Here is a 19,519-nt window from a genome sequence, read left to right as displayed (position 1 = left end):
CCGGAATCGGGCCCGCACCGGCCCGGAGGATCGAATCATCCGCCTTTGAACTGGGGAGACTTCCTTGTCTTTCACCCTGCACGGCATTCCCGTCTCGCGTGGCATCGCGATCGGCCGCGCCTATCTTCTGGCGCCCGCAACGCTCGATGTCCCGCACTATCTGCTCGATCCGTCCCAGATCGACGACGAAATCGCGCGCTTTCGCAAAGCGCAGGCGAGCGTCCAGCAAGAACTCGATACCCTCAAGGCTGAACTCCCCGACGACGCGCCGGGCGAGATGGGGGCGTTTCTCGATGTCCACTCCCTGATTCTTAACGACACGCTGCTCGTCGACGCCGTCGTCAAGCTCGTACGCGAGCGCCGTTACAACGCCGAGTGGGCACTGACCACGCAACTGGAAGTGCTCGTTGCCCGCTTCGAAGACATCGAAGACGAGTATCTGCGTGAGCGTCGCGCCGATATCGAACAAGTCACCGAGCGTGTGCTCAAGGCACTCGCCGGGGCGCCCGGCATCCGGCACGTGGTGGCCGAGACGCCGCGCGACGACATGATCGTCGTGGCCCGCGATATCGCCCCCGCCGACATGCTTCAGTTCAAGTCGCAGACGTTCAAGGGCTTTGTCACCGACCTGGGCGGCAAGACCTCGCACACGGCGATTGTCGCGCGCAGTCTGGGCATTCCGGCATCGGTCGGCGTGGCGCAGGCCAGTCTGCTGATCAAGCAGGACGACATCATCATCATCGACGGCGACCACGGCATCGTGATCGTCGACCCGGCACCGATCGTGCTCGAAGAGTACAGCTACCGGCAGAGCGAGCGCGCGCTCGAAGACCGCCGGTTGCAACGGCTCAAGCACTCGCCGGCACAGACCATCGACGGCACCCCCATCGAGCTGCTCGCCAACATCGAGTTGCCGGAAGACGCCAAGACTGCTGTGGCTGCGGGCGCCGTCGGTGTGGGGCTCTTCCGCACGGAATTCCTCTTCATGAATATGGAAGAGGCGCCGGAAGAGGAGGAACAGTTCGAGGCGTACAAACGTGCGGTCGAGTCGATGAAGGGGCTGCCGCTCACGATTCGCACGATCGACGTCGGGGCCGACAAGCCGCTCGACAGCCACGAGTCGTACGAGACCGCGTCGAACCCGGCGCTGGGCTTGCGTGCCATTCGATGGAGCTTGTCCGAACCGCGCATGTTCCTCACACAGTTGCGGGCGATTCTGCGCGCGTCGTCGTTCGGTCAGGTGCGAATCCTGTTTCCGATGCTCGCGCACGCGCAAGAGATCGATCAGACGCTTGAACTCGTGCGCGAAGCCAAGGCACAGCTCGACGCGGCCGGTCTGCTCTACGATCCGGGCGTGAAGCTCGGCGCGATGATCGAAGTGCCCGCCGCCGCGCTCACCGTGCCGATGTTCCTCAAGCGGCTCGATTTCCTGTCGATCGGCACGAACGATCTGATTCAATACACGCTGGCGATCGACCGGGCCGATAACGCGGTGGCGCATCTCTACGATCCGCTGCATCCGGCCGTGTTGCGCCTGATTGCCATGACGATCCGCGAGGCACACGCGTATGGCGTGCCGGTGGCGGTATGCGGTGAAATGGCCGGTGACCCGACGGCAACGCGTCTGCTGCTGGGCATGGGCTTGCGCGAGTTCTCGATGCATCCGAGCCAGTTGCTTCAGGTCAAGCAGGAGATCTTGCGCGCGCATCTGCCCGATCTCGAGCGCCCGGTGCAGGAACTGCTGGCGGCGACGGAGCCCGAGGAAATGCAGGCAGCGCTGGCGCGTCTCGCGGTTGCGTAGTTTTCGTTGCCGCAAAAAAATGCGGGCCCCGGTAACGGGGTGCCCGCATTTTTTATATCTGCTCAGCTTCGCGCGTGAACTCTCGGAATCGGCACAAAAAAATCGACGTCACTCAGTGACGCTGTCCGCAGACCTTGCATTCCGGATTGCGCGCGCAGTGCATCGTGTGCCAACTCATCTTGCGGCTGTCGAGCATCAGCAGACGGCCCACCAGCGGTACACCGACCCCCGTGATGACCTTGATCGCCTCGGCGGCTTGCATGCTGCCGACGATGCCCACGAGCGGCGCCAGCACGCCCATGGTGGCGCACGCTTGCTCGGGGAACGGCTCATCTGCGGGGAAGATGCATTCGTAGCAGGGTGACGTGTCGTTGCGCACGTCGAACACACTGATCTGCCCATCGAAGCGCAGCGCAGCGCCCGAGACCAGCGGCACCTTGGCCGCCACGCACGCGCGATTGACCGCATGGCGCGTGACGAAGTTGTCGGAGCCGTCGAGCACCACGCTCGCCGCCTTTGCCAGCGCAGTGAGGCGAACTTCGTCCACTCGCTCGTTGACGACGTCTACCACCACGCCCGGATTGACCTGAGCAATGCGATTGCGGCCCGAGATCACCTTCGGATGACCCACGCTGTGGGTGTCGTGCAGGATCTGGCGTTGCAGGTTGGTGAGATCGACATCGTCGTCATCGATCAAGGTAATGCGCCCGATGCCAGAGGCCGCCAGATAAAGCGCGGCAGGTGAGCCGAGACCGCCCGCACCCACGATTACCGCGTGGGCGGCCAGCAGACGCTCCTGGCCCTCGATACCGATTTCATCGAGCAGGATATGACGGGAGTAACGCAACAGCTGATCGTCGTTCATCGCAAAACGGAGAAGCCTTTTGGCCACATGGGGGGCGGCGTGCGGCCGTCGGTGGACGGAGCGGCGGGATGACGCCCGCGCGGCAATAAAAAAACCGTGCCGGCTTTCGCGGGCACGGTTCGTAGTGTAAGGCGGATGCTTACTTCTTGTCCGTCGGCTTGGCGGGCACGACCGTATCCGTCTTCGGATCGGTCTTGGCACCGGCAGCCGGGGCGGCGGCCGGTGCAGCCTTCGGCAGCGGACCGGCATTGGCTTCCAGACGCGACTTCGTGCGCTGGACCGGTTCGCCCTTCAGTTGATGCACAGCCTGCTGGAGCATGAAGTCATCGGCGCTACCCAGATCCGGCAGACGCTCCTGGCTTTCCTTCTTGCGTTCTTCCGGCGTCTTCTTGGCGTTTTCTTCCTCGAGACGGCGCAGCTCTTCCAGGCGGCGGGTTTCGCGAGCATCGATTTCCTTCTGCTCGTCCGGCGTCTGCGTGTTGTGCAGGTGGTTCTGGTAATCGATTTCGCGCGTCACCAGCACGTCGTCCGGGTCACCCTTCGGATTCTGATCGACCGGCACGTCCGGCTTGATACCGATCGACTGGATCGAGCGGCCGCTCGGCGTGTAGTAGTACGCCGTGGTCAGACGCAGTGCCGTATCCGGCGAGAGCTGACGCACCGTTTGCACCGAACCCTTGCCGAACGTGGTCTTGCCCATGATCAGTGCACGCTTCGAGTCTTGCAGCGCACCCGCCACGATTTCCGAGGCCGAGGCCGAGTAGGCGTTCACCAGCACCACCATCGGCACCGTCTTCCAGATCGGAGCTTCGCCCTTGAGCGGATCGTCCGGGCTGGCCGACAGACGGTAGTTGTCGAACGTTGCGGTGTACTTCTGCTTCGCGTCTTCGATCTGACCGTTGGTCGTCACGACGGTCGCGCCGTTTTGCAGGAACGCTGCCGACACGCCAACTGCGGACTGGAGAATACCGCCGCCGTTGTTACGCAGATCGAGAATCAGACCCTTGACCGGTTGATCCTTCGACAGTTCTTGCAGCTTCTTGGCCAGATCCGGCACCGTGCGTTCCTGGAAGCTGGTGATGCGCACGTAGGCGATACCCGGCTCCAGCAGCTTGCCCTTGACGCTCTGCACGCGAATTTCGGCGCGCACGATCGACACCGGGAAGGTGCGTTCGTCGGACTTGCGGTAAATGGTCAGCGTGACCTTGCTGCCCGGGGCGCCGCGCATGCGCTTGACCGCCTGGTCGAGCGTCATGCCGCGTACCGGCTTGTCGTCGATGCGGGTGATCAGGTCGCCGGGCTTGAGGCCGGCCTTGAACGCCGGGCTGTCTTCGATCGGCGTGATCACCTTCACGAGGCCGTCTTCCTGCGAGATCTCGATGCCGAGACCTGCGAAGCGGCCACGCGTCTGCTCTTGCAGCTCTTTGTATTCTTCCTTGTCGAGATACGACGAGTGCGGGTCGAGGCTCGACACCATACCCTTGATGGCTGCGGTCAGCAGCTTCTTGTCGTCGACCGGCTGGACGTACTCACGCTTGATCTGACCGAACACTTCGGCCAGCAGACGGAGCTGCTCTAGCGGTAGCGGCGTGGTAGCGCTCTGTGCGGACGCCTGCGAAAACGCGAGGGTGGCAGCCGCACCGGTCGCGAGGCCCAGCACGATCAGGCCGATGTGTTTGAGGGTTTGGCGCATATAGGCGTGGAAATTCCGGATTTTTTCGGGGCGCCCGCCAATGGGCGCGCGCACTTTGGCGAAGTATAACCGTTTGCCCGCAGGGCGGACATTGCCCATTCGACAGGGAGTTTTCCGGAGAGGTTCTCAGAAAAGTTCCAGTCAATGCGTCCTTTGCGTGAATTTTCCGTGAAGTGTGGCCCGATAATGCGTTGCGATGGCAGGCAGGATGTGCCAAACGGCCCGGAGGGGATTGGCCTCACCATGCCGGCAAATGCAGGGCAAACGGTCATATGGACGTGTTACACCGTATTACCGCTAGGGGTTTGTGCGCAGTGCGAATGACGGATGAATGACGGACGAATGGCGCGGGAATGTCGTGATGATGGCGGGGCAATGACGGATCCCTGGCGAGCCAATGGCCCCCGAGTTGCGGTGTGCACGGCAAACGGGCCATCGGAACACCGAGGTGTCGCGATGGCCCGTCAGGGACGGCACGCACGGCGATTGCCGTGCGTTTCCCAGTGATTTCCAACGATTTACTTCGACTTGCCCTGCGCGGCGACAGCCGCCAGTGCGCCGGCGATCTTGTCCTGATCGCCCAGGTAGTAGTGGCGAATCGGCTTGAGATCGGCGTCCAGTTCATACACGAGCGGCGTGCCGTTCGGGATGTTCAGGCCGGCGATGTCGTCGTCCGAAATGTTGTCCAGGTGCTTGATGAGCGCGCGCAGCGAATTGCCGTGTGCGGCGACGAGCACTTGCTTGCCGGCACGCACCGCCGGGGCGATCGATTCGTTCCACAGCGGGAGAACGCGAGCGACGGTGTCCTTCAGGCACTCGGTGAGCGGAATCTCTTCGCGCTTGAGCTTGGCGTAACGCGGGTCGTTGTACGAGCTGCGTTCGTCGTCGGCGGCGAGCGGGGGCGGCGGCGTGTCGTAGCTGCGACGCCACACGTGCACCTGATCGTCACCGTACTTTGCGGCGGTTTCGGCCTTGTTCAGGCCGGCCAGCGCACCGTAGTGACGCTCGTTCAGGCGCCAGGTGTGGACCACGGGAATCCACATCTGGTCCATGGCATCCTGCACGTGCCAGAGCGTGCGAATGGCGCGCTTGAGCACCGAGGTGTAGGCCAGATCGAAGGCGAAACCGGCGTCGGCGAGCAATTTGCCTGCTTGGCTGGCTTCGGCGACGCCCTTTTCGGTCAGGTCGACGTCGACCCAGCCGGTGAAGCGATTTTCCTTGTTCCACGTCGATTCGCCGTGGCGGATGAGAACGAGCTTGTACATGAGCAGCTTCAGTCAGAGTTGGAAAGCGGGGGCAGCCGGGAGGCGCGAAAGCGGTTCGTGGCACCCCGCGCAGCCCCGCCCAGTATGGGCGTAGCAGCAGCGGACCGAGGACGATCGAGGGGGCGGAAAAACCGCCGCCGAGGTCCGGCGCAACGATTGGCAACGCGACCCGTCGGCGCAATCTCGGAATATTTTATAATGATCGGATTCTTTTGATCTTTTTCAGGTGGCTTGTGAAGTTCTTTGCCGATTACACCAACCTCGCGCTGATCGCCATTGCCCTCGTTTCGGGCGGCATGCTGGCATGGCCGGTTTTCAAGCGCGGCGGTCGCGGTCTGTCCACGATCGAAGCGACGCAGCTCATCAACCGCAAGGGCGCCGTGGTTCTCGACGTGCGCTCGATAGAGGAATTCGCCGGCGGCCACCTGCCGTCCGCGCGCAACGTGCCGCTCGACGACGTGGAACAAAAAGTCGGGCAAGTCATCAAGAATAAGGCAGCACCGGTACTTATCGTGTGCAAGAGCGGTCAACGCTCGGCGCGCGCCCAGACGTTGCTGCGCAATCTCGGCTATGCCGAGTCGTTCAGCCTCCAGGGCGGTCTTGCCGCTTGGCAGGAAGCCGGCTTGCCGGTCGTGAAGTAATCGAGGAGTTGCCAGTCATGCCGAAGATCGTGATGTACAGCACGCAAGTGTGCCCGTATTGCCAGATGGCCGAGCGCCTGCTGCGCCAGCGTGGTGTTCAGGAAATCGAGAAGATTCTGATCGACAAGGATCCTGCCCGTCGTGAAGAAATGATGACGCGCACGGGCCGTCGCACGGTGCCGCAGATCTACATCGACGATCGCCACGTCGGGGGTTATGACGATCTGTCTGCGCTCGATCGTGCCGGTGGCCTCGCGCCGCTCTTGCAAGCCGCCTGATACCGCCTGCAAAATAGTAGTCCGCCCAGCCGCGCCGTTGCGCGGCTGTTTTATCCCAAGGAAAAGAAATGTCCGACCAGAATCAGCCGTTTTTCAGCATCCAGCGCGCCTACCTGAAAGATCTGTCGCTTGAGCAGCCGAACTCGCCCGCGATCTTCCTTGAACAGGAAATGCCGACGGTCGAAGTGCAAGTGGACGTCGCCGCCGAGCGTCTGGCCGATGAAATCTTCGAAGTGGCCGTGATCGCCACCGTGACGGCAAAGATCAAGGACAAGGTTGCGTTCCTGGTTGAAGGCAAGCAAGCCGGCATTTTCGAAATCCGCAACGTGCCGGTCGAGCAGCTCGATCCGCTCATCGGCATCGCCTGCCCGACGATCGTGTACCCGTATCTGCGTGCAAACGTGGCCGATGCCATCAGCCGTGCCGGGTTCCAGCCGATCCATCTGGCCGAAATCAACTTCCAGGCGCTGTACGAACAACGTCTGGCACAACTGGCCGAGCAGCAAGCGGCCAACGGCGAGACGCCGGCGCCGGGCATCGTGATGCCCGACGGCTCGTCCGCCAAGACTCACTAAGCGCTCTCGCGCTTGATCGACGCGATGGCCAGCAGGGCGCTTAGCTGCGTGAGCCAAGCCATTGCGTCGAGGTCCCCCTCATGAAAATTGCCGTATTCGGTGCAGGTGCCTGGGGCACCGCAATGGCGAGTCACATGGCAGCACGCCATGACGTTGTTCTCTGGGCGCGCGATGCTGCGCTCGTGAAGCAACTGAGCGCCACTCACGAAAATTCCACTTATCTTCCGGGTGCCGCGCTGTCGCCGCGTTTGCGCTTCGATGCCGATTTTGCGAGCATGCTCGCGCACGGCACGGGCGAGCGGGCACTGTGCGTTGCCGCCGTTCCTGTTGCAGGATTGCGCGCGTTGGCCGGCCATCTGGCCGCGGCTGCGCATCCGCCGGAACATCTGATCTGGTTGTGCAAGGGCTTCGAATCCGATACGGGGCTGCTGCCGCGTCAGATCGTTTCAGACGTATTCCCCGGGGTTGCGGGTGGCTCGTTGTCCGGCCCGAGTTTTGCGCGCGAAGTGGCGCAGGGGTTGCCGGCTGCGCTGACCATCGCGAGCACTGTGCCGTCGCTGTGCGAGTTGACCATCGATGCGTGCCATTTCGGCGCGCTGCGTATTTATTCGAGCGACGACGTCATCGGCGTTGAAGTCGGCGGCGCCGTAAAGAACGTACTCGCAATTGCGACGGGTGTCGGTGACGGGCTGGGCCTCGGACTGAACGCACGCGCCGCGCTGGTGACACGCGGGCTCGCCGAGATGACCCGCTTGGGCGTGGCGCTGGGCGGCAAGCCCGAGACGTTCATGGGCCTTGCGGGCATGGGCGATCTGATTCTGACGGCCACCGGCGATCTGTCGCGTAACCGTACGGTCGGTCTGCAACTCGCGTCGGGCAAGTCGCTCGATGACGTGCTCGCGTCGCTGGGGCATGTCGCTGAAGGGGTACGCTGCGCACGTGCCGTGCGTGACCTCGCGCGAGCCCACGGCGTGAGCATGCCGATTACCGATGCGGTTTGCGCGATGCTGTTCGATGGATTGCCCGCCCGGGCCGCTGTCGAAGCGCTGCTGCGTCGCGATGCACGCGCCGAGCGGGAAGACGACGCGTAATGTTGTATTGCGTTGTATCACGTTGCCTCGCTGCATCGTTGTAACGCTGACCGCTGCCAACGTAGCTACAAGGGAGTTCTGCCCATGTCGCAAGTTGCTCGTCTCCACGCCTCTCAAGGCGACATCACACAGTATCCGGTCGACGCCATCGTCAACGCAGCGAACGAGTCGCTGCTGGGCGGTGGCGGCGTCGACGGTGCGATTCATCGCGCGGCTGGCCCGGAACTCCTCGAAGCCTGCCGCAGGTTGCGTGGATGCGCGACCGGTCAGGCGAAGCTCACCCCCGGCTTCCGCTTGCCGGCAAAGTTCGTCATTCACACGGTAGGACCGGTGTGGCATGGCGGCGCGCACGACGAGCCCGCATTGCTCGCGAGTTGCTATCGCGAGAGCTTGCGCCTCGCAGCGGAGAACGGCTGCACGAGCGTGGCGTTTCCGGCGATCAGTTGTGGTGTCTACGGTTACCCGATGGAACTGGCCGTACCGCTGGCGATCTTCGCGGTACGTGACGCCTTACCGCATTTCCCCACGATCCAGCGGGTGGAGTTTGTCTGCTTCGACACTGCGATGCTGCAACGGTATCGCGACGAACTGGATGCGCTGGACAAATCCGGCAACCGGGTCAATCAGGACCCGCCTGCGTAACCCTGTTGACGCCACGCTTCGAAGACCACGACCGCCACGGTATTCGACAAGTTCAGGCTTCGGTTGTCAGGCCGCATCGGCAAGCGCACACGTTGCGTGGTCGCAAAAGTGTCGAGCAATTCCGGCGCGAGGCCGCGTGTCTCGGAGCCGAAGATGAACCAGTCGCCCGGCGCGAACGACAGTTCGCCAAAGGGGCGCGAGCCACGGGTGGTCAGTGCAAACATCCGCGTCGGGTCCGGCGTCTCGGTACTCAGAAAACTCTCCCAATCGCTGTGAACCTTCATGTCGGCGTACTCGTGATAGTCGAGGCCGGCGCGGCGCATGCGTGCATCGTCCAGCGGAAAGCCGAGGGGTTCGATCAGGTGCAGACGCGCGCCGGTGTTGGCACAGAGGCGAATGACATTGCCGGTATTCGGTGGAATTTCCGGCGAAACGAGAACGACGTTGAACATGGTCGATGAGCAGTCAGGGGGCTAGGTTATTCGGAAGTCGGTGTGCGCAGCACCACAGCAGCGAGTACGTAGGTTGCGCCAGCGCGTTTCAGGGCTTGCGCGGCAGCATGGCAAGTCGCGCCGGTGGTCATCACATCATCGATCAGGACGACGCGATGTCCGTGGACCCGCTCGCTCGCCACAAAGGCATCGCGCAAGTTACGTTGCCGGGCGTCGCGCGTGAGTCCGCGTTGCGCCGTGGTCGTGCGCTCCCGCCTGAGCCATCGTGCGCTGGCGGGACGTTGCACCCGCCGGGCCGCAACGCGCGCGAGTTCCCAAGCTTGGTTGAAGCCGCGAGCGGCCAGTCGCGCGGGCGCCAACGGCACGGGGACCAGCAATGTCTGCGCATCACAGCGCGACAACACGGCGTCACCAAGGCGTTCGCCGAATTCGCGCGTCAGTGGCAGCGCGCCGTGGTATTTCAGACGAATCATGAGCGCATCGAGCGGAGCTACGTAATCTGCAAGAGCGATTGCGGCGTCAAAAGCGGGTGGCCGCCGCAGACAGGTGCCGCAAATCACTCGGTCGGTGCGGCAAATTGTCGCACCTTCCGGGAGCAAGTTGCCACCGTCTTGCGGCCGTGTCGGCGGCATCGCCACTGCGCACCGCTCGCAGCGAGCCGGCGTCTGTGTCCCGTCCGCGTCGAACGCCATGGCGCATCGTGCGCAGAGCTGCCGCGATGCCCGCACCTGACAAACCGCGCAGTGGTCGGGCAGGGCGACCCGCAGCAGCCTTTGTGTGAGGCGGCCAAGCGTGGGAAGGGTGTCGCGGAAGATGGGCAAGGGGGTATCGGATGATGACGTGGCGGAAGCCGGTGCTGAACAACAACCGGCAGATTCGCTGCCGGGCGTGCAAAAACAAAGGCAATAGGACGGCAGTGAAATTCGGGTGAAAGGGCGCCGCGCGGCGCTGCCCGATGCAGTCGGACAGCTGCGAGTATACTGCCGACTCGCCTTTTTGCCCGTCCCATGAAGCCTGCTGCCGCCCCCCCGTCCCCGTTTTCCGCCCGCTTTTTGCGGACCGCGTTCGATCGTCGCGCAACGAAATGGGCCGACGCCGATTTCCTGATGCGAGAAGTCGCCTCGCGCCTCGCGAGCCGGCTTGACTACATCAAGCTGAAACCGAAGCGCGTGCTGGACATCGGTTGCGGCACGGGTGGCGACCTGCTGGCCTTTGGCGAGCGCTATCCGGAGGCCTACCGCGTCGGCCTCGACGCGTCGTACGGCATGGTCAGCGCAGCGGCAGCGGCGGGTGCGACCACCGGCTGGCGCCGACTGTTGCGCAGCAGCCCGCCTTATGGCGTGGTGCAGGCCGATTTCTCCGCGCTGCCGTTCGCGCCGCGTGCCTTCGATCTCGTCTGGTCCAACCTTGCGCTGCACTGGTATCGCGAGCCGCATCGTGTGATTCCCGAATGGCATCGTGTGTTGAGTACCGACGGTCTGTTGATGTTCTCCGCGTACGGCCCCGACACGCTGCGTGAACTGCGGGCGGCGTGGGCGGAGGTCGACGATGTGCCGCACGGACTTGAGCCGACCGATATGCACGATCTGGGTGACATGATGGTCGCGAGCGGCTTCGACACGCCTGTGACCGACATGGAGCGGCTCACGCTGACTTTCGAGACGCCGGATACGTTGTTGCGTGATGTCCGCTTGCTGGGGGTAAATCCGCTGCCGGAGCGTCGTGACGGCCTGACCGGACGTGCCCGGATCGCCGCACTGCGCGCCGCGCTGGAGCGCCAGCGCGGGAGTGACGGCACGATTTCACTGACGTTCGAACTCGTCTATGGGCACGCGTGGAAGGTGCCTGAGAAGACCGACGCTGCCGGCAATGCCGTGATCCGCCTGCAAGACATCGGACGCGGCGGCCGTCCGCGCTGACCCTCTTCTTCCCCCCTCCGCACCCTTCTTCTTGATACGCCGCACCCTGCGTCCTACATGAGCATGCAGGTGTTCGGCGTCGATGCCATTCGCTTAAATGACGCTTCACGGCGTGCATGAGCGAACGGTTTCGAGCATTTCGGTCAGCCACGCCATTCCGTTGCCTTCGGGCAAGACTTCAGGAGAGGCATGGTGGGGCATCCGCACGAAACCCTGTCGGGCCAGACGGCAAACGAGACGGCGGCGCTGCGCGTGGCCGATGCTTTCCTGCGGCCCTCCGCACCGGTATTCACCGACATTCACGGCCTGTGCGCCGCGACAGTTCGCCTCAAGCTGGAGGGACTCAACGCGGCGGGGTCGATCAAGCTCAAGCCAGCGCTGCAACTGATCGAAGATCTTGAGGCGAAGGGCCGCATTCGCGAAGACACGCAGCTGATTGAATCGTCGTCGGGCAATCTGGGCGTCGCGCTGGCGATGGTCTGCGCGAATCGCGGCTATCGCTTCACGTGCGTGACGGACCCCAACACGTCGCACCACGCTGTCCGCACCATGCAAGCGCTGGGGGCACGCGTCGTATGCGTTGACCGGCGTGATGCTCAAGGCGGATTTCTCGCAACGCGCATCGCCTGGATTCACGAGCAACTGGCCGGCGATGATCGCTGGCTCTGGATCAACCAGTACGCGAACCCGAGCAACTGGCGTGCGCACTATCGCTGGACGGCACCGGAGATATTCGCCGCCTACAGGACGGTCGATCACTTGTTCATTGGGGCCGGCACCACCGGGACGTTGATGGGATGTCTCCGATACGTGCGTGCGAATCATCCGACGACGCGGGTGATCGCCGTCGACGCCGTCGGGTCCGTCACGTTCGGCGAAGCGCCTGGGCGGCGTCACATTCCCGGTCTGGGCACCAGTCGCCGCCCTGAGCTCTGCGACCCGTCGCTGCCCGACGCCGTCGTGCATGTCCCGGAGATCGACACGGTCCGCATGTGTCACGCGCTGGCGCATCGCGGCTACTTCGCAGGCGGCTCGACAGGCAGCGTGCTGTGCGCAGTGCAACGAGAAGCTGCCCGCATCGATGCCAATGACACGGTCGTCGCCATTGCGCCCGATATGGGCGACAAGTATCTGGACGGTGTCTATGACGCGGACTGGATACAGCGTTGTTTCCCGCAAATGACAGGCACAGGATTCTCGGTGTTCCGGCGCGATGTGCAGAGGAAGTCAGGGCACGTGCTCTCGCAAGGGCCGTCTCTCGCTGTCATTCGCGTGCTGTCACTGTGCGAGACCGCGCCCCAGGCCTACCGAGGTCTGGCCATCATGGCGGCGGCATCGGTCACCGAAACGCTGATTACCGGCACGTTGCGACGAGCGGGCGCGTCGGACGATGTCTATCCACCGGTCCGTGTCCTGTTGGCCGACCACGCGTCCGACGAAATGCGGCATCAGGCGGCCTTCGTACGTTTCGTCAGCGAGTGGGTGCCGACACTGTCTTGCACAGAACGCGAGTTTCTCGACGCGCTGATTCCCGAATTGATGATGGCGTTTCTCGCGCCGGAGTTACCGACGTGGCGAGACCATCTCTGTGCCGTCGGTCTTGAGGAAGTCATTGCCGACAGGGTGATTCGAGAGAGTGCGGGCCCGCGTGCTGTCGTCGTACGGTGATGCGATTGCCATCCGGATGTATGGCGAGCCCGCCGGCTGGGTGTATGGCGGTGCCCATCGGCATCTGGAAGCCTTCGCACGATGGGCCAGCGTGCCGGTGATCAACCTGGAGTGCGATCGCTTTCATCCGTGCCAGGCGCTGGCGGACGTCATGACGTTACGCGAACAACTCGGTGGCCTGACGGGGCGCAGACTCTGTATCAGTTGGGCGTATTCGGGAAGCTGGCACAAGCCCGTCGCCGTGCCGCAAAGTCTGCTGCTTGCGGCCGTGAAATCGGGCATGGACGTGACGCTTGCGCATCCCCCTGCGTTCGCACTGGATCCCGTGATCATGCAGGCAGCGACACAGTTCGCGAACCAGACGGGCGCTAACGTGCGAGTGACGCACGACTTGCTCGATGGTGTGACCGATGCGCACGCCGTCTATGCGAAATCGTGGTGCAGCCTTGCGCATCTGCCAACGCGCCACGGCGATGCGGTGGATGAACGCGCCATGCTTGCGGCGTTCGAGCGGCATCGCGACTGGTGCGTTGATGAACAAGTTCTGCGACATGCCGCCCCCGATGCGGGGTACCTCCATTGCCTCCCTGCGGATCGTGGGCAGGAAGTGACGGATGAGGTCATCGACGGGCCGCAATCCTGGGTATTCCAACAAGCGACGAATCGCCTGCATGCGCAAAATGCCGTGATGGCACATCTGCTCAATCCGGGGTGTCTGGCATGACGTTCTCGTACCGGTACGTTTGTGTGCGGTGCGCCGAACCGCAAGACTGGGGCACGATTTGTTATCTATGCCCCCTGTGCGGACACAACCTGCGCATCGAGAGGAATCGTTGCGGGGAGGACGAGCAACCTTCGGCGGCCGACATCGTCGCTTCCTTTTGTGGAACGGGCATGTGGCGTTACGAACCGCTCTTGCCGATATCGTCGCGTTGGTCGAGCCGTCTCGCGGTGGGTGACCGCCGCACCCGCGTGTAGTGAAGCGCGTGTCGTGGCGTTGGGCGCGCGCCGCTATCACGTCGACGTTGCACCGTTTTCCGGGGAGGATCTGAGCCGCGCGTTTGTCTCCGATGTTGCGATTCACCCGACGCTAGGCGTTGCACTGATCATGCGTGGCGATCCTGTCGTGAGATGGTTTGGCGACGATGGTCAGGCGCGTGGCCACTGGCAGTACGACGCCACGACACACGGTCATAGCGCTTGCTTCGATTCGCAAGGACGACTGCATCTTGTGGATTCGGATCGGCACTGCGTGCATCGCTTCGATACCGATGGTGGACTCGATATCACGCTGGGCATCGCGGACGAGCCGAGATGGCGCGAGCCGTTCAACCATCCGACCGGCGTCGCGGTGACGTCTAGCGGCGAGATCTGGGTCTCGGACGGCTATGGCAATTCGCACGTTCACCGATTCTCGTCACAAGGGCGCCATCTTCGCAGTTGGGGCGGCATCGGGGGCGAGCGCGGGCGCTTCAGCAATCCGCATGCGATCGCCATCGACGCGGAGGATCGGGCATGGGTCGTGGATCGCGAGAATCATCGCGTGCAATGCTTCTCTTTCGAAGGCGAATGGTGCGGTGAAATTAGCGGACTGCATTTGCCTACCGCCATCGCCATCGGGCACGACGGCGTTCTCTATGTGACCGATCAGACACCGCGCCTCTGCGCCTACACGCCGAGCGGACAACTGATCGGGCGCTGCCGAACATTCGGCGCGATCGGTCATGGTCTTGCCGTCGATGCGCGGGGCGATATCTATGTCGCCAACATGATGCCGAACTGTGTCACGAGATTGCGCCGCTTCGCGTGATGTCAGTTCGTCGGAGATGGCGCGCACAAACCAGGCGGCAGCATCGTCGCGGCGTCTCGAGCGTCGAAATGCAGCTACGCCGCGACGTCTCCGGCCTCAATGCACTTCGTCGAGCAAACCGTACTCGCTGGCCAGTTTTGCCGCGCGGTGCCGGCTCGATACCTCGAACTTGCGCATCACACTGCGCAGATGAAAGACCACGCCGTGTTCCGAGATCGTCAGGATGCGGCCAATTTCCCATGACGTCTTGCCGCGTGCCACCCATTGCAGGCATTCGCGCTCTCGTGGTGTCAGCGCCGGTGGTGAAGCGCGCGCGGCCTCGCGTTGCACGATACGCCACGCGGCATCGTGCACATGCGTCGCCAGCGCTGCACCGAGGTGTTGCGTCCAGGCCCGCAAACGCGGGCGCGGGCGGGCATCCGAGGCGGCAAGACTCAACATGCCCGCCGCGCCGGATGGCGCAAACACCGGATACGTCACGCCCGTGCAAAGGCCCGCCGCCGTTTGCTCACGGCGAAAACGCGAAGCTTCCGGTGTTGCGAACAAGTCAGGCGCCCACTCAACGGGTGTCATCTGCGTGCGCGCTCGTGCGAGCACGGGGTCGAGGGCGGCATAGCCGCATTCGTTATAACGGCGCTGCCACGATTCGGGGTAGTTGGAGACGTCAGGCGCCGCCGCATCGCCGCGTGGCAACGTGAACTGCCCCTGATAGCGGAAGTAGCGTTGTCTGAGCAGACCGCACAGCGATTGCAGCGTCGCGTGCAGTGCGTCGAAATCGGAGGCCGTCTGAAGCGTTTGCAGACCGTCGGCAAACGCGTGAAGGATCGCGCAACGCATGGCATCGTTTCGCCGGCATCGGCGTTCATGTAGGGAACATGCATCGCTTGTAGCACGCGAGAACACAGGCGGCCCGCCACCGCCGTCGCGGCATCGCAGCAGTGTTGTCACGGCGCGACCCGGCGAAGGGCGCGACATAACGTCGCACGCGAAATCCGGTGCAACGTCTACTGTTGATGGATATCGGACGAATCCCGCATTGCATCACATCGTAACGCGCGCGATGGATCGGCAGGCGACGGCGAATGTGTCACGACCGAGTCAATCGGTGATGCGGTGAGCGGTGTTTGACAAGATCGGCGACGGGCTATTCAGGACACCGCAATGACTTGTGTCGTGTTGCAATGTGTCAAACGTGCAAAGCATAGGGAGTATCCCGTAGACGCTTCCGCGCGCGCTTCGCCAGCTAAGGGAATAACCGGATTTCCCTTTTGCATCAATGAGTTCAGGAGGATGCTATGGCGCGCCAAATACTCGGTATCAATGTTGTCGCTTCGAGAAGGCGCGTTCTATAATGCGGCAGTTTGTCGCGGCCCGGACGTAACTAGTTCCCGGCCGTCGGACATGAAAGACCCAAAATGCCCCACGGGTGACGGCGATGCTCGCAGCCTCTTCTTCCGAAGCCGGATCGGTGACGAAGGAATGGAAGCACAAGCGCAACTGCGCGATATCGCCGCGCCAGTTTGTCCTGTTCTACCTGTCGTTGGCCGCCGTGTCGCTGGGTGTTGCCTTGATTGCGGCGTGGCGCGGTGGGTGGTTGGTCTTGCCGTTCACAGGCCTGGACTTGCTCGTGGTGGGCGTTGCGTTCGTCATTCATGCCCGGCATGCCACAGATTACGAGGTCATTCGGTTGTCGCCCGTGAGCCTTGTGGTCGAGCAACGTTCAGCACAGAGGTTGACGCAATACGAGTTCAATCCCCGCTGGGTGCGCATCGACATCGAGAAGCCGCCGCGTTTGCGCATCACCTTGCGCTCGGGCAGCCGCTCGGTCACTGTCGGTTCCTACCTTGCGCCGCATCGCCGCGAAACGTTTGCGCGCGAGCTGCGCCGTTGTCTTGCCCAAGAGGCCTGAGAGAGATGGAGACGATCTCGGGCGACCGCCAGGGAGGATTTGGATGGTAATTTTGGGTAAGGAAGCTATGAAAAAAACGAAACATGCCCTGGCGGCTTTCCTTGCGGGCGCCTCACTGCTCGCCGGCGCTCCGGCACTGGCAGTGGCGGCGGTCTCCGATATGCCGGGGGGACCGGCCGTCAACGAGCTCAACTTCCAGCCGCCGGTCACCAAGCTTGCGGAAGAGCTTCACAGCCTGCACACCATGATGCTGATCATCTGTCTGGTGATCTTCATCGGCGTGTTCGGCGTGATGTTCTATTCGATCATCAAGCACCGCAAATCCAAGGGCCATCAGCCCGCGAATTTCCATGAAAGCACCACGGTCGAGGTGATCTGGACGGTCGTGCCGTTCATCATCGTGATTCTGATGGCGCTGCCTGCCACGAAAACCGTGGTGGCGATGAAGGACACCACCAACGCCGACCTGACCATCAAAGTCACCGGCTACCAGTGGAAGTGGGGCTACGACTACCTCAAGGGCGACGGCGAGGGCATCAAGTTCCTCTCGACGCTCAGCACGCCGCGCAGCCAGATCGACGGTCAGGAACCCAAGAGCAACACATACCTGCAAGAAGTCGATAACCCGATGGTCGTGCCGGTCAACAAGAAGGTGCGCCTGATCACGACGGCCAACGACGTGATTCACTCGTTCTACGTGCCGGCCTTCGGTATCAAGCAGGATGCGATTCCCGGCTTCGTGCGCGACACGTGGTTCAAGGCCGAGAAGGTGGGCGAGTATCGCGGCTTCTGTACCGAGTTGTGTGGCAAGGAACACGCATACATGCCGGTCGTGGTGAAGGTCGTCTCGGAAGAGGACTACACCAAGTGGGTCGACGCGCAGAAGAAGTTGATGGCGGCCTCCGCCGACGATCCCAACAAGACCTACACCGTGGCAGAACTCATGGAGCGTGGTCAGAAGGTCTACGCCTCGAACTGCGCGGTTTGCCACCAGCCGAACGGCAAGGGCGGCGGTGCCTTCCCGGCACTCGATGGCGGGAAGATCGTGACGGGCCCGGTGGCCGATCACATCAGCATCGTGCTGCATGGCAAGAATGCGATGCCGAACTGGTCGCATCTGAACGATGTGGAGTTGGCCGCCGTGATTACGTTCGAGCGCAACTCGTGGAGCAACAAGACCGGCGACGTCGTTCAGCCGGCACAGGTGCGCGAAGCGCGTGGCAACAAGTCGGCCAATGCCGGTGATGCCGCCAACGCTGTGCGCGCAGCGAAGAATAGTTAAGTGCCGTTCGACCAAGTCGAGGAAGGAGATTGGGTATGAGTTCCATCGCTCACGATCACGTGGCGGGTCACGACGATCACGCGCACGACCATCCGCACGGATGGCGTCGCTGGCTGTTCGCGACGAATCACAAGGACATCGGCACGATGTACATGATCTTCTCGTTCGTCATGCTGCTCTCGGGCGGCGTGATGGCGTTGATGATCCGTGCGGAATTGTTTGAACCGGGCCTGCAATTCATTCGTCCGGAGTTTTTCAATCAGCTCACCACGATGCACGGGCTGGTGATGATTTTCGGCGCGATCATGCCGGCGTTCGTGGGGTTTGCGAACTGGATGATCCCGTTGCAGATCGGTGCGTCGGACATGGCCTTCGCGCGGATGAACAACTTCAGCTTCTGGCTGCTGCCGGTCGGCGGTCTGCTGCTGATTTCGTCGTTCCTCGTGCCGGGCGGTGCCACGGCAGCCGGCTGGACGATGTACGCGCCGCTGTCGGTGCAGATGGGGCCGGGCCAGGATCTGGCGATCTTCGGCGCGCACATTCTCGGCGCCTCGTCGATCATGGGCGCGATCAACATCATCGTGACCATTCTGAACATGCGCGCGCCGGGCATGACGCTCATGAAGATGCCGATGTTCGTGTGGACGTGGCTGATCACCGCCTACCTGCTCATCGCCGTGATGCCGGTGCTCGCAGGCGCGATCACGATGCTGCTCACGGACCGTCACTTCGGCACGTCGTTCTTCAATGCAGCAGGCGGCGGCGATCCGGTGATGTACCAGCATATTTTCTGGTTCTTCGGTCACCCCGAGGTGTACATCATGATCTTGCCGGCGTTCGGGATCGTCTCGCAGGTGATTCCGGCGTTCTCGCGCAAGCCGCTGTTCGGCTATAGCTCGATGGTGTACGCCACGGCGTCGATCGCGATTCTCTCGTTCATGGTGTGGGCGCACCACATGTTCGTGACCGGCATGCCGGTCACGGGCCAGTTGTTCTTCATGTACGCGACGATGCTCATCTCGGTGCCCACCGGCGTGAAGGTGTTCAACTGGGTCGCCACCATGTGGAAGGGCGCGCTCACGTTCGAGACGCCGATGCTCTTCGCCGTGGGCTTCCTGTTCGTGTTCACGATGGGCGGCTTCACCGGCCTGATCCTCTCGCTGGCACCGCTCGACATTCAGATGCACGGCACTTACTACGTGGTGGCGCACTTCCACTATGTGCTAGTGGCCGGTTCACTATTCGCGCTCTTCTCAGGGTTCTATTACTGGGTGCCGAAGTGGACAGGCCACATGTACAACGAGTGGCGCGGCAAGTTCCACTTCTGGGGCTCGCTCATCACGTTCAACGTGACGTTCTTCCCGATGCACTTCCTGGGGCTGGCCGGCATGCCGCGTCGCTATGCCGACTACCCGGCGCAGTTCACGGACTTCAACCAGATCGCGACGATCGGCGCGTTCGGTTTCGGCCTGATGCAGGTGTACTTCCTGTTCTGCATCGCGCTGCCGACGTGGCGTAGTGGTCCGGCGGCAGAAGCCAAGCCGTGGGATGGCGCCGAAGGTCTCGAGTGGACCGTGCCGAGCCCGGCCCCGTTCCACACGTTTGAGACGCCGCCGAAGGTGCATTGA

18 protein-coding genes and 1 pseudogene are annotated in these 19,519 nt (G+C 62.7%); 13 read left to right on the top strand and 6 right to left on the bottom strand.

The window, feature by feature from the left end:
* The first annotated feature begins 64 nt into the window (after positions 1 to 64).
* Positions 65 to 1,801: a phosphoenolpyruvate--protein phosphotransferase gene (gene ptsP, locus CDV44_RS20060; RefSeq protein WP_087689946.1), complete on the top strand. Its 1,737-nt coding sequence runs from the start codon at positions 65 to 67 to the stop codon at positions 1,799 to 1,801.
* Between the two features lie 112 nt (positions 1,802 to 1,913).
* Here ptsP and CDV44_RS20055 read toward each other — a convergent pair whose 3' ends face one another.
* The 3 genes from CDV44_RS20055 to gpmA all read right to left on the bottom strand — a co-directional run bounded on the left by CDV44_RS20055 (position 1,914) and on the right by gpmA (position 5,624).
* On the bottom strand, positions 1,914 to 2,666 hold the full coding sequence (locus CDV44_RS20055) for a molybdopterin-synthase adenylyltransferase MoeB (protein ID WP_087689944.1): 753 nt from the start codon (positions 2,664 to 2,666) through the stop codon (positions 1,914 to 1,916).
* 139 nt (positions 2,667 to 2,805) lie between these two features.
* Complete coding sequence (locus CDV44_RS20050) at positions 2,806 to 4,359, bottom strand: S41 family peptidase (protein WP_087690763.1); 1,554 nt, start codon at positions 4,357 to 4,359, stop codon at positions 2,806 to 2,808.
* A 518-nt stretch (positions 4,360 to 4,877) separates the two neighbouring features.
* Positions 4,878 to 5,624 (bottom strand): 2,3-diphosphoglycerate-dependent phosphoglycerate mutase, encoded by a 747-nt coding sequence (gene gpmA, locus CDV44_RS20045; RefSeq protein WP_087689942.1) that lies wholly within the window; start codon positions 5,622 to 5,624, stop codon positions 4,878 to 4,880.
* Between the two features lie 233 nt (positions 5,625 to 5,857).
* Between gpmA and CDV44_RS20040 the strand changes: the two genes are divergently transcribed.
* The 5 genes from CDV44_RS20040 (at position 5,858) to CDV44_RS20020 (ending at position 8,851) form a co-directional block, all read left to right on the top strand.
* Complete coding sequence (locus CDV44_RS20040; protein WP_058377096.1) at positions 5,858 to 6,265, top strand: rhodanese-like domain-containing protein; 408 nt, start codon at positions 5,858 to 5,860, stop codon at positions 6,263 to 6,265.
* A gap of 17 nt (positions 6,266 to 6,282) precedes the next feature.
* Positions 6,283 to 6,543: a glutaredoxin 3 gene (grxC, locus tag CDV44_RS20035; RefSeq protein ID WP_087689940.1), complete on the top strand. Its 261-nt coding sequence runs from the start codon at positions 6,283 to 6,285 to the stop codon at positions 6,541 to 6,543.
* A 68-nt stretch (positions 6,544 to 6,611) separates the two neighbouring features.
* Entirely contained in the window at positions 6,612 to 7,118 is a 507-nt protein-coding gene (gene secB / locus CDV44_RS20030) for a protein-export chaperone SecB (RefSeq protein WP_058377098.1), read from the top strand.
* Between the two features lie 80 nt (positions 7,119 to 7,198).
* Positions 7,199 to 8,209: an NAD(P)H-dependent glycerol-3-phosphate dehydrogenase gene (locus tag CDV44_RS20025; RefSeq protein WP_087689939.1), complete on the top strand. Its 1,011-nt coding sequence runs from the start codon at positions 7,199 to 7,201 to the stop codon at positions 8,207 to 8,209.
* A gap of 84 nt (positions 8,210 to 8,293) precedes the next feature.
* Positions 8,294 to 8,851: an O-acetyl-ADP-ribose deacetylase gene (locus CDV44_RS20020; protein WP_087689937.1), complete on the top strand. Its 558-nt coding sequence runs from the start codon at positions 8,294 to 8,296 to the stop codon at positions 8,849 to 8,851.
* Here CDV44_RS20020 and trmL read toward each other — a convergent pair.
* Positions 8,833 to 9,303, bottom strand: coding sequence for a tRNA (uridine(34)/cytosine(34)/5-carboxymethylaminomethyluridine(34)-2'-O)-methyltransferase TrmL (gene trmL, locus CDV44_RS20015; protein ID WP_087689935.1), 471 nt, complete (start codon positions 9,301 to 9,303; stop codon positions 8,833 to 8,835). The two genes, CDV44_RS20020 and trmL, sit on opposite strands and share 19 nt — an antisense overlap.
* 26 nt (positions 9,304 to 9,329) lie before the next feature.
* Positions 9,330 to 9,776, bottom strand: coding sequence for a ComF family protein (locus CDV44_RS20010; RefSeq protein ID WP_170936046.1), 447 nt, complete (start codon positions 9,774 to 9,776; stop codon positions 9,330 to 9,332).
* Between the two features lie 534 nt (positions 9,777 to 10,310).
* Here CDV44_RS20010 and CDV44_RS20005 point away from each other — a divergent pair.
* The 4 genes from CDV44_RS20005 (at position 10,311) to CDV44_RS19990 (ending at position 14,700) form a co-directional block, all read left to right on the top strand.
* Positions 10,311 to 11,222: a methyltransferase domain-containing protein gene (locus CDV44_RS20005; RefSeq protein WP_087689932.1), complete on the top strand. Its 912-nt coding sequence runs from the start codon at positions 10,311 to 10,313 to the stop codon at positions 11,220 to 11,222.
* Between the two features lie 189 nt (positions 11,223 to 11,411).
* Positions 11,412 to 12,890 (top strand): 2,3-diaminopropionate biosynthesis protein SbnA, encoded by a 1,479-nt coding sequence (gene sbnA, locus CDV44_RS20000; protein ID WP_087689930.1) that lies wholly within the window; start codon positions 11,412 to 11,414, stop codon positions 12,888 to 12,890.
* Entirely contained in the window at positions 12,871 to 13,614 is a 744-nt protein-coding gene (locus tag CDV44_RS19995; RefSeq protein WP_141118773.1) for an ornithine carbamoyltransferase, read from the top strand. The genes sbnA and CDV44_RS19995 overlap by 20 nt, the downstream gene beginning before the upstream one ends.
* Before the next feature lie 231 nt (positions 13,615 to 13,845).
* Positions 13,846 to 14,700, top strand: a complete 855-nt coding sequence (locus CDV44_RS19990; RefSeq protein ID WP_087689926.1) for a peptidylglycine monooxygenase — start codon at positions 13,846 to 13,848, stop codon at positions 14,698 to 14,700.
* 96 nt (positions 14,701 to 14,796) lie between these two features.
* On the opposite strand, the gene CDV44_RS19985 is transcribed toward CDV44_RS19990, so the two are convergent.
* A complete protein-coding gene (locus CDV44_RS19985) occupies positions 14,797 to 15,537 on the bottom strand; it encodes an autoinducer binding domain-containing protein (protein WP_170936045.1) in 741 nt (246 codons plus the stop codon).
* Positions 15,538 to 16,135: 598 nt separating this feature from the next.
* Here CDV44_RS19985 and CDV44_RS19980 point away from each other — a divergent pair.
* The 3 genes and pseudogenes from CDV44_RS19980 to ctaD all read left to right on the top strand — a co-directional run bounded on the left by CDV44_RS19980 (position 16,136) and on the right by ctaD (position 19,519).
* Complete coding sequence (locus tag CDV44_RS19980) at positions 16,136 to 16,609, top strand: DUF2244 domain-containing protein (RefSeq protein ID WP_087689922.1); 474 nt, start codon at positions 16,136 to 16,138, stop codon at positions 16,607 to 16,609.
* A gap of 43 nt (positions 16,610 to 16,652) precedes the next feature.
* Positions 16,653 to 17,882 (top strand): annotated as a pseudogene (coxB, locus tag CDV44_RS19975) (cytochrome c oxidase subunit II); the annotation flags it as partial.
* 44 nt (positions 17,883 to 17,926) lie between these two features.
* Complete coding sequence (gene ctaD, locus CDV44_RS19970) at positions 17,927 to 19,519, top strand: cytochrome c oxidase subunit I (protein WP_058377113.1); 1,593 nt, start codon at positions 17,927 to 17,929, stop codon at positions 19,517 to 19,519.

It is taken from the genome of Pandoraea sp. PE-S2R-1 (assembly GCF_002179865.1).
In the GTDB taxonomy this organism is placed as follows: domain Bacteria; phylum Pseudomonadota; class Gammaproteobacteria; order Burkholderiales; family Burkholderiaceae; genus Pandoraea.
This window is presented reverse-complemented; position numbering and strand designations above follow the sequence as displayed.

Coding starts and splice junctions, on each gene's coding strand:
- CDV44_RS20025 (WP_087689939.1), top strand. CDS start 7,199: ATGAAAATTGCCGTATTCGGTGCAGGTGCCTGGGGCACCGCAATGGCG.
- CDV44_RS20020 (WP_087689937.1), top strand. CDS start 8,294: ATGTCGCAAGTTGCTCGTCTCCACGCCTCTCAAGGCGACATCACACAG.
- CDV44_RS20010 (WP_170936046.1), bottom strand. CDS start 9,776: ATGATTCGTCTGAAATACCACGGCGCGCTGCCACTGACGCGCGAATTC.
- CDV44_RS19985 (WP_170936045.1), bottom strand. CDS start 15,537: ATGCGTTGCGCGATCCTTCACGCGTTTGCCGACGGTCTGCAAACGCTT.
- ctaD (WP_058377113.1), top strand. CDS start 17,927: ATGAGTTCCATCGCTCACGATCACGTGGCGGGTCACGACGATCACGCG.
- CDV44_RS19980 (WP_087689922.1), top strand. CDS start 16,136: ATGCTCGCAGCCTCTTCTTCCGAAGCCGGATCGGTGACGAAGGAATGG.
- CDV44_RS20050 (WP_087690763.1), bottom strand. CDS start 4,359: ATGCGCCAAACCCTCAAACACATCGGCCTGATCGTGCTGGGCCTCGCG.
- grxC (WP_087689940.1), top strand. CDS start 6,283: ATGCCGAAGATCGTGATGTACAGCACGCAAGTGTGCCCGTATTGCCAG.
- sbnA (WP_087689930.1), top strand. CDS start 11,412: ATGGTGGGGCATCCGCACGAAACCCTGTCGGGCCAGACGGCAAACGAG.
- trmL (WP_087689935.1), bottom strand. CDS start 9,303: ATGTTCAACGTCGTTCTCGTTTCGCCGGAAATTCCACCGAATACCGGC.
- gpmA (WP_087689942.1), bottom strand. CDS start 5,624: ATGTACAAGCTCGTTCTCATCCGCCACGGCGAATCGACGTGGAACAAG.
- secB (WP_058377098.1), top strand. CDS start 6,612: ATGTCCGACCAGAATCAGCCGTTTTTCAGCATCCAGCGCGCCTACCTG.
- CDV44_RS20055 (WP_087689944.1), bottom strand. CDS start 2,666: ATGAACGACGATCAGCTGTTGCGTTACTCCCGTCATATCCTGCTCGAT.
- CDV44_RS20005 (WP_087689932.1), top strand. CDS start 10,311: ATGAAGCCTGCTGCCGCCCCCCCGTCCCCGTTTTCCGCCCGCTTTTTG.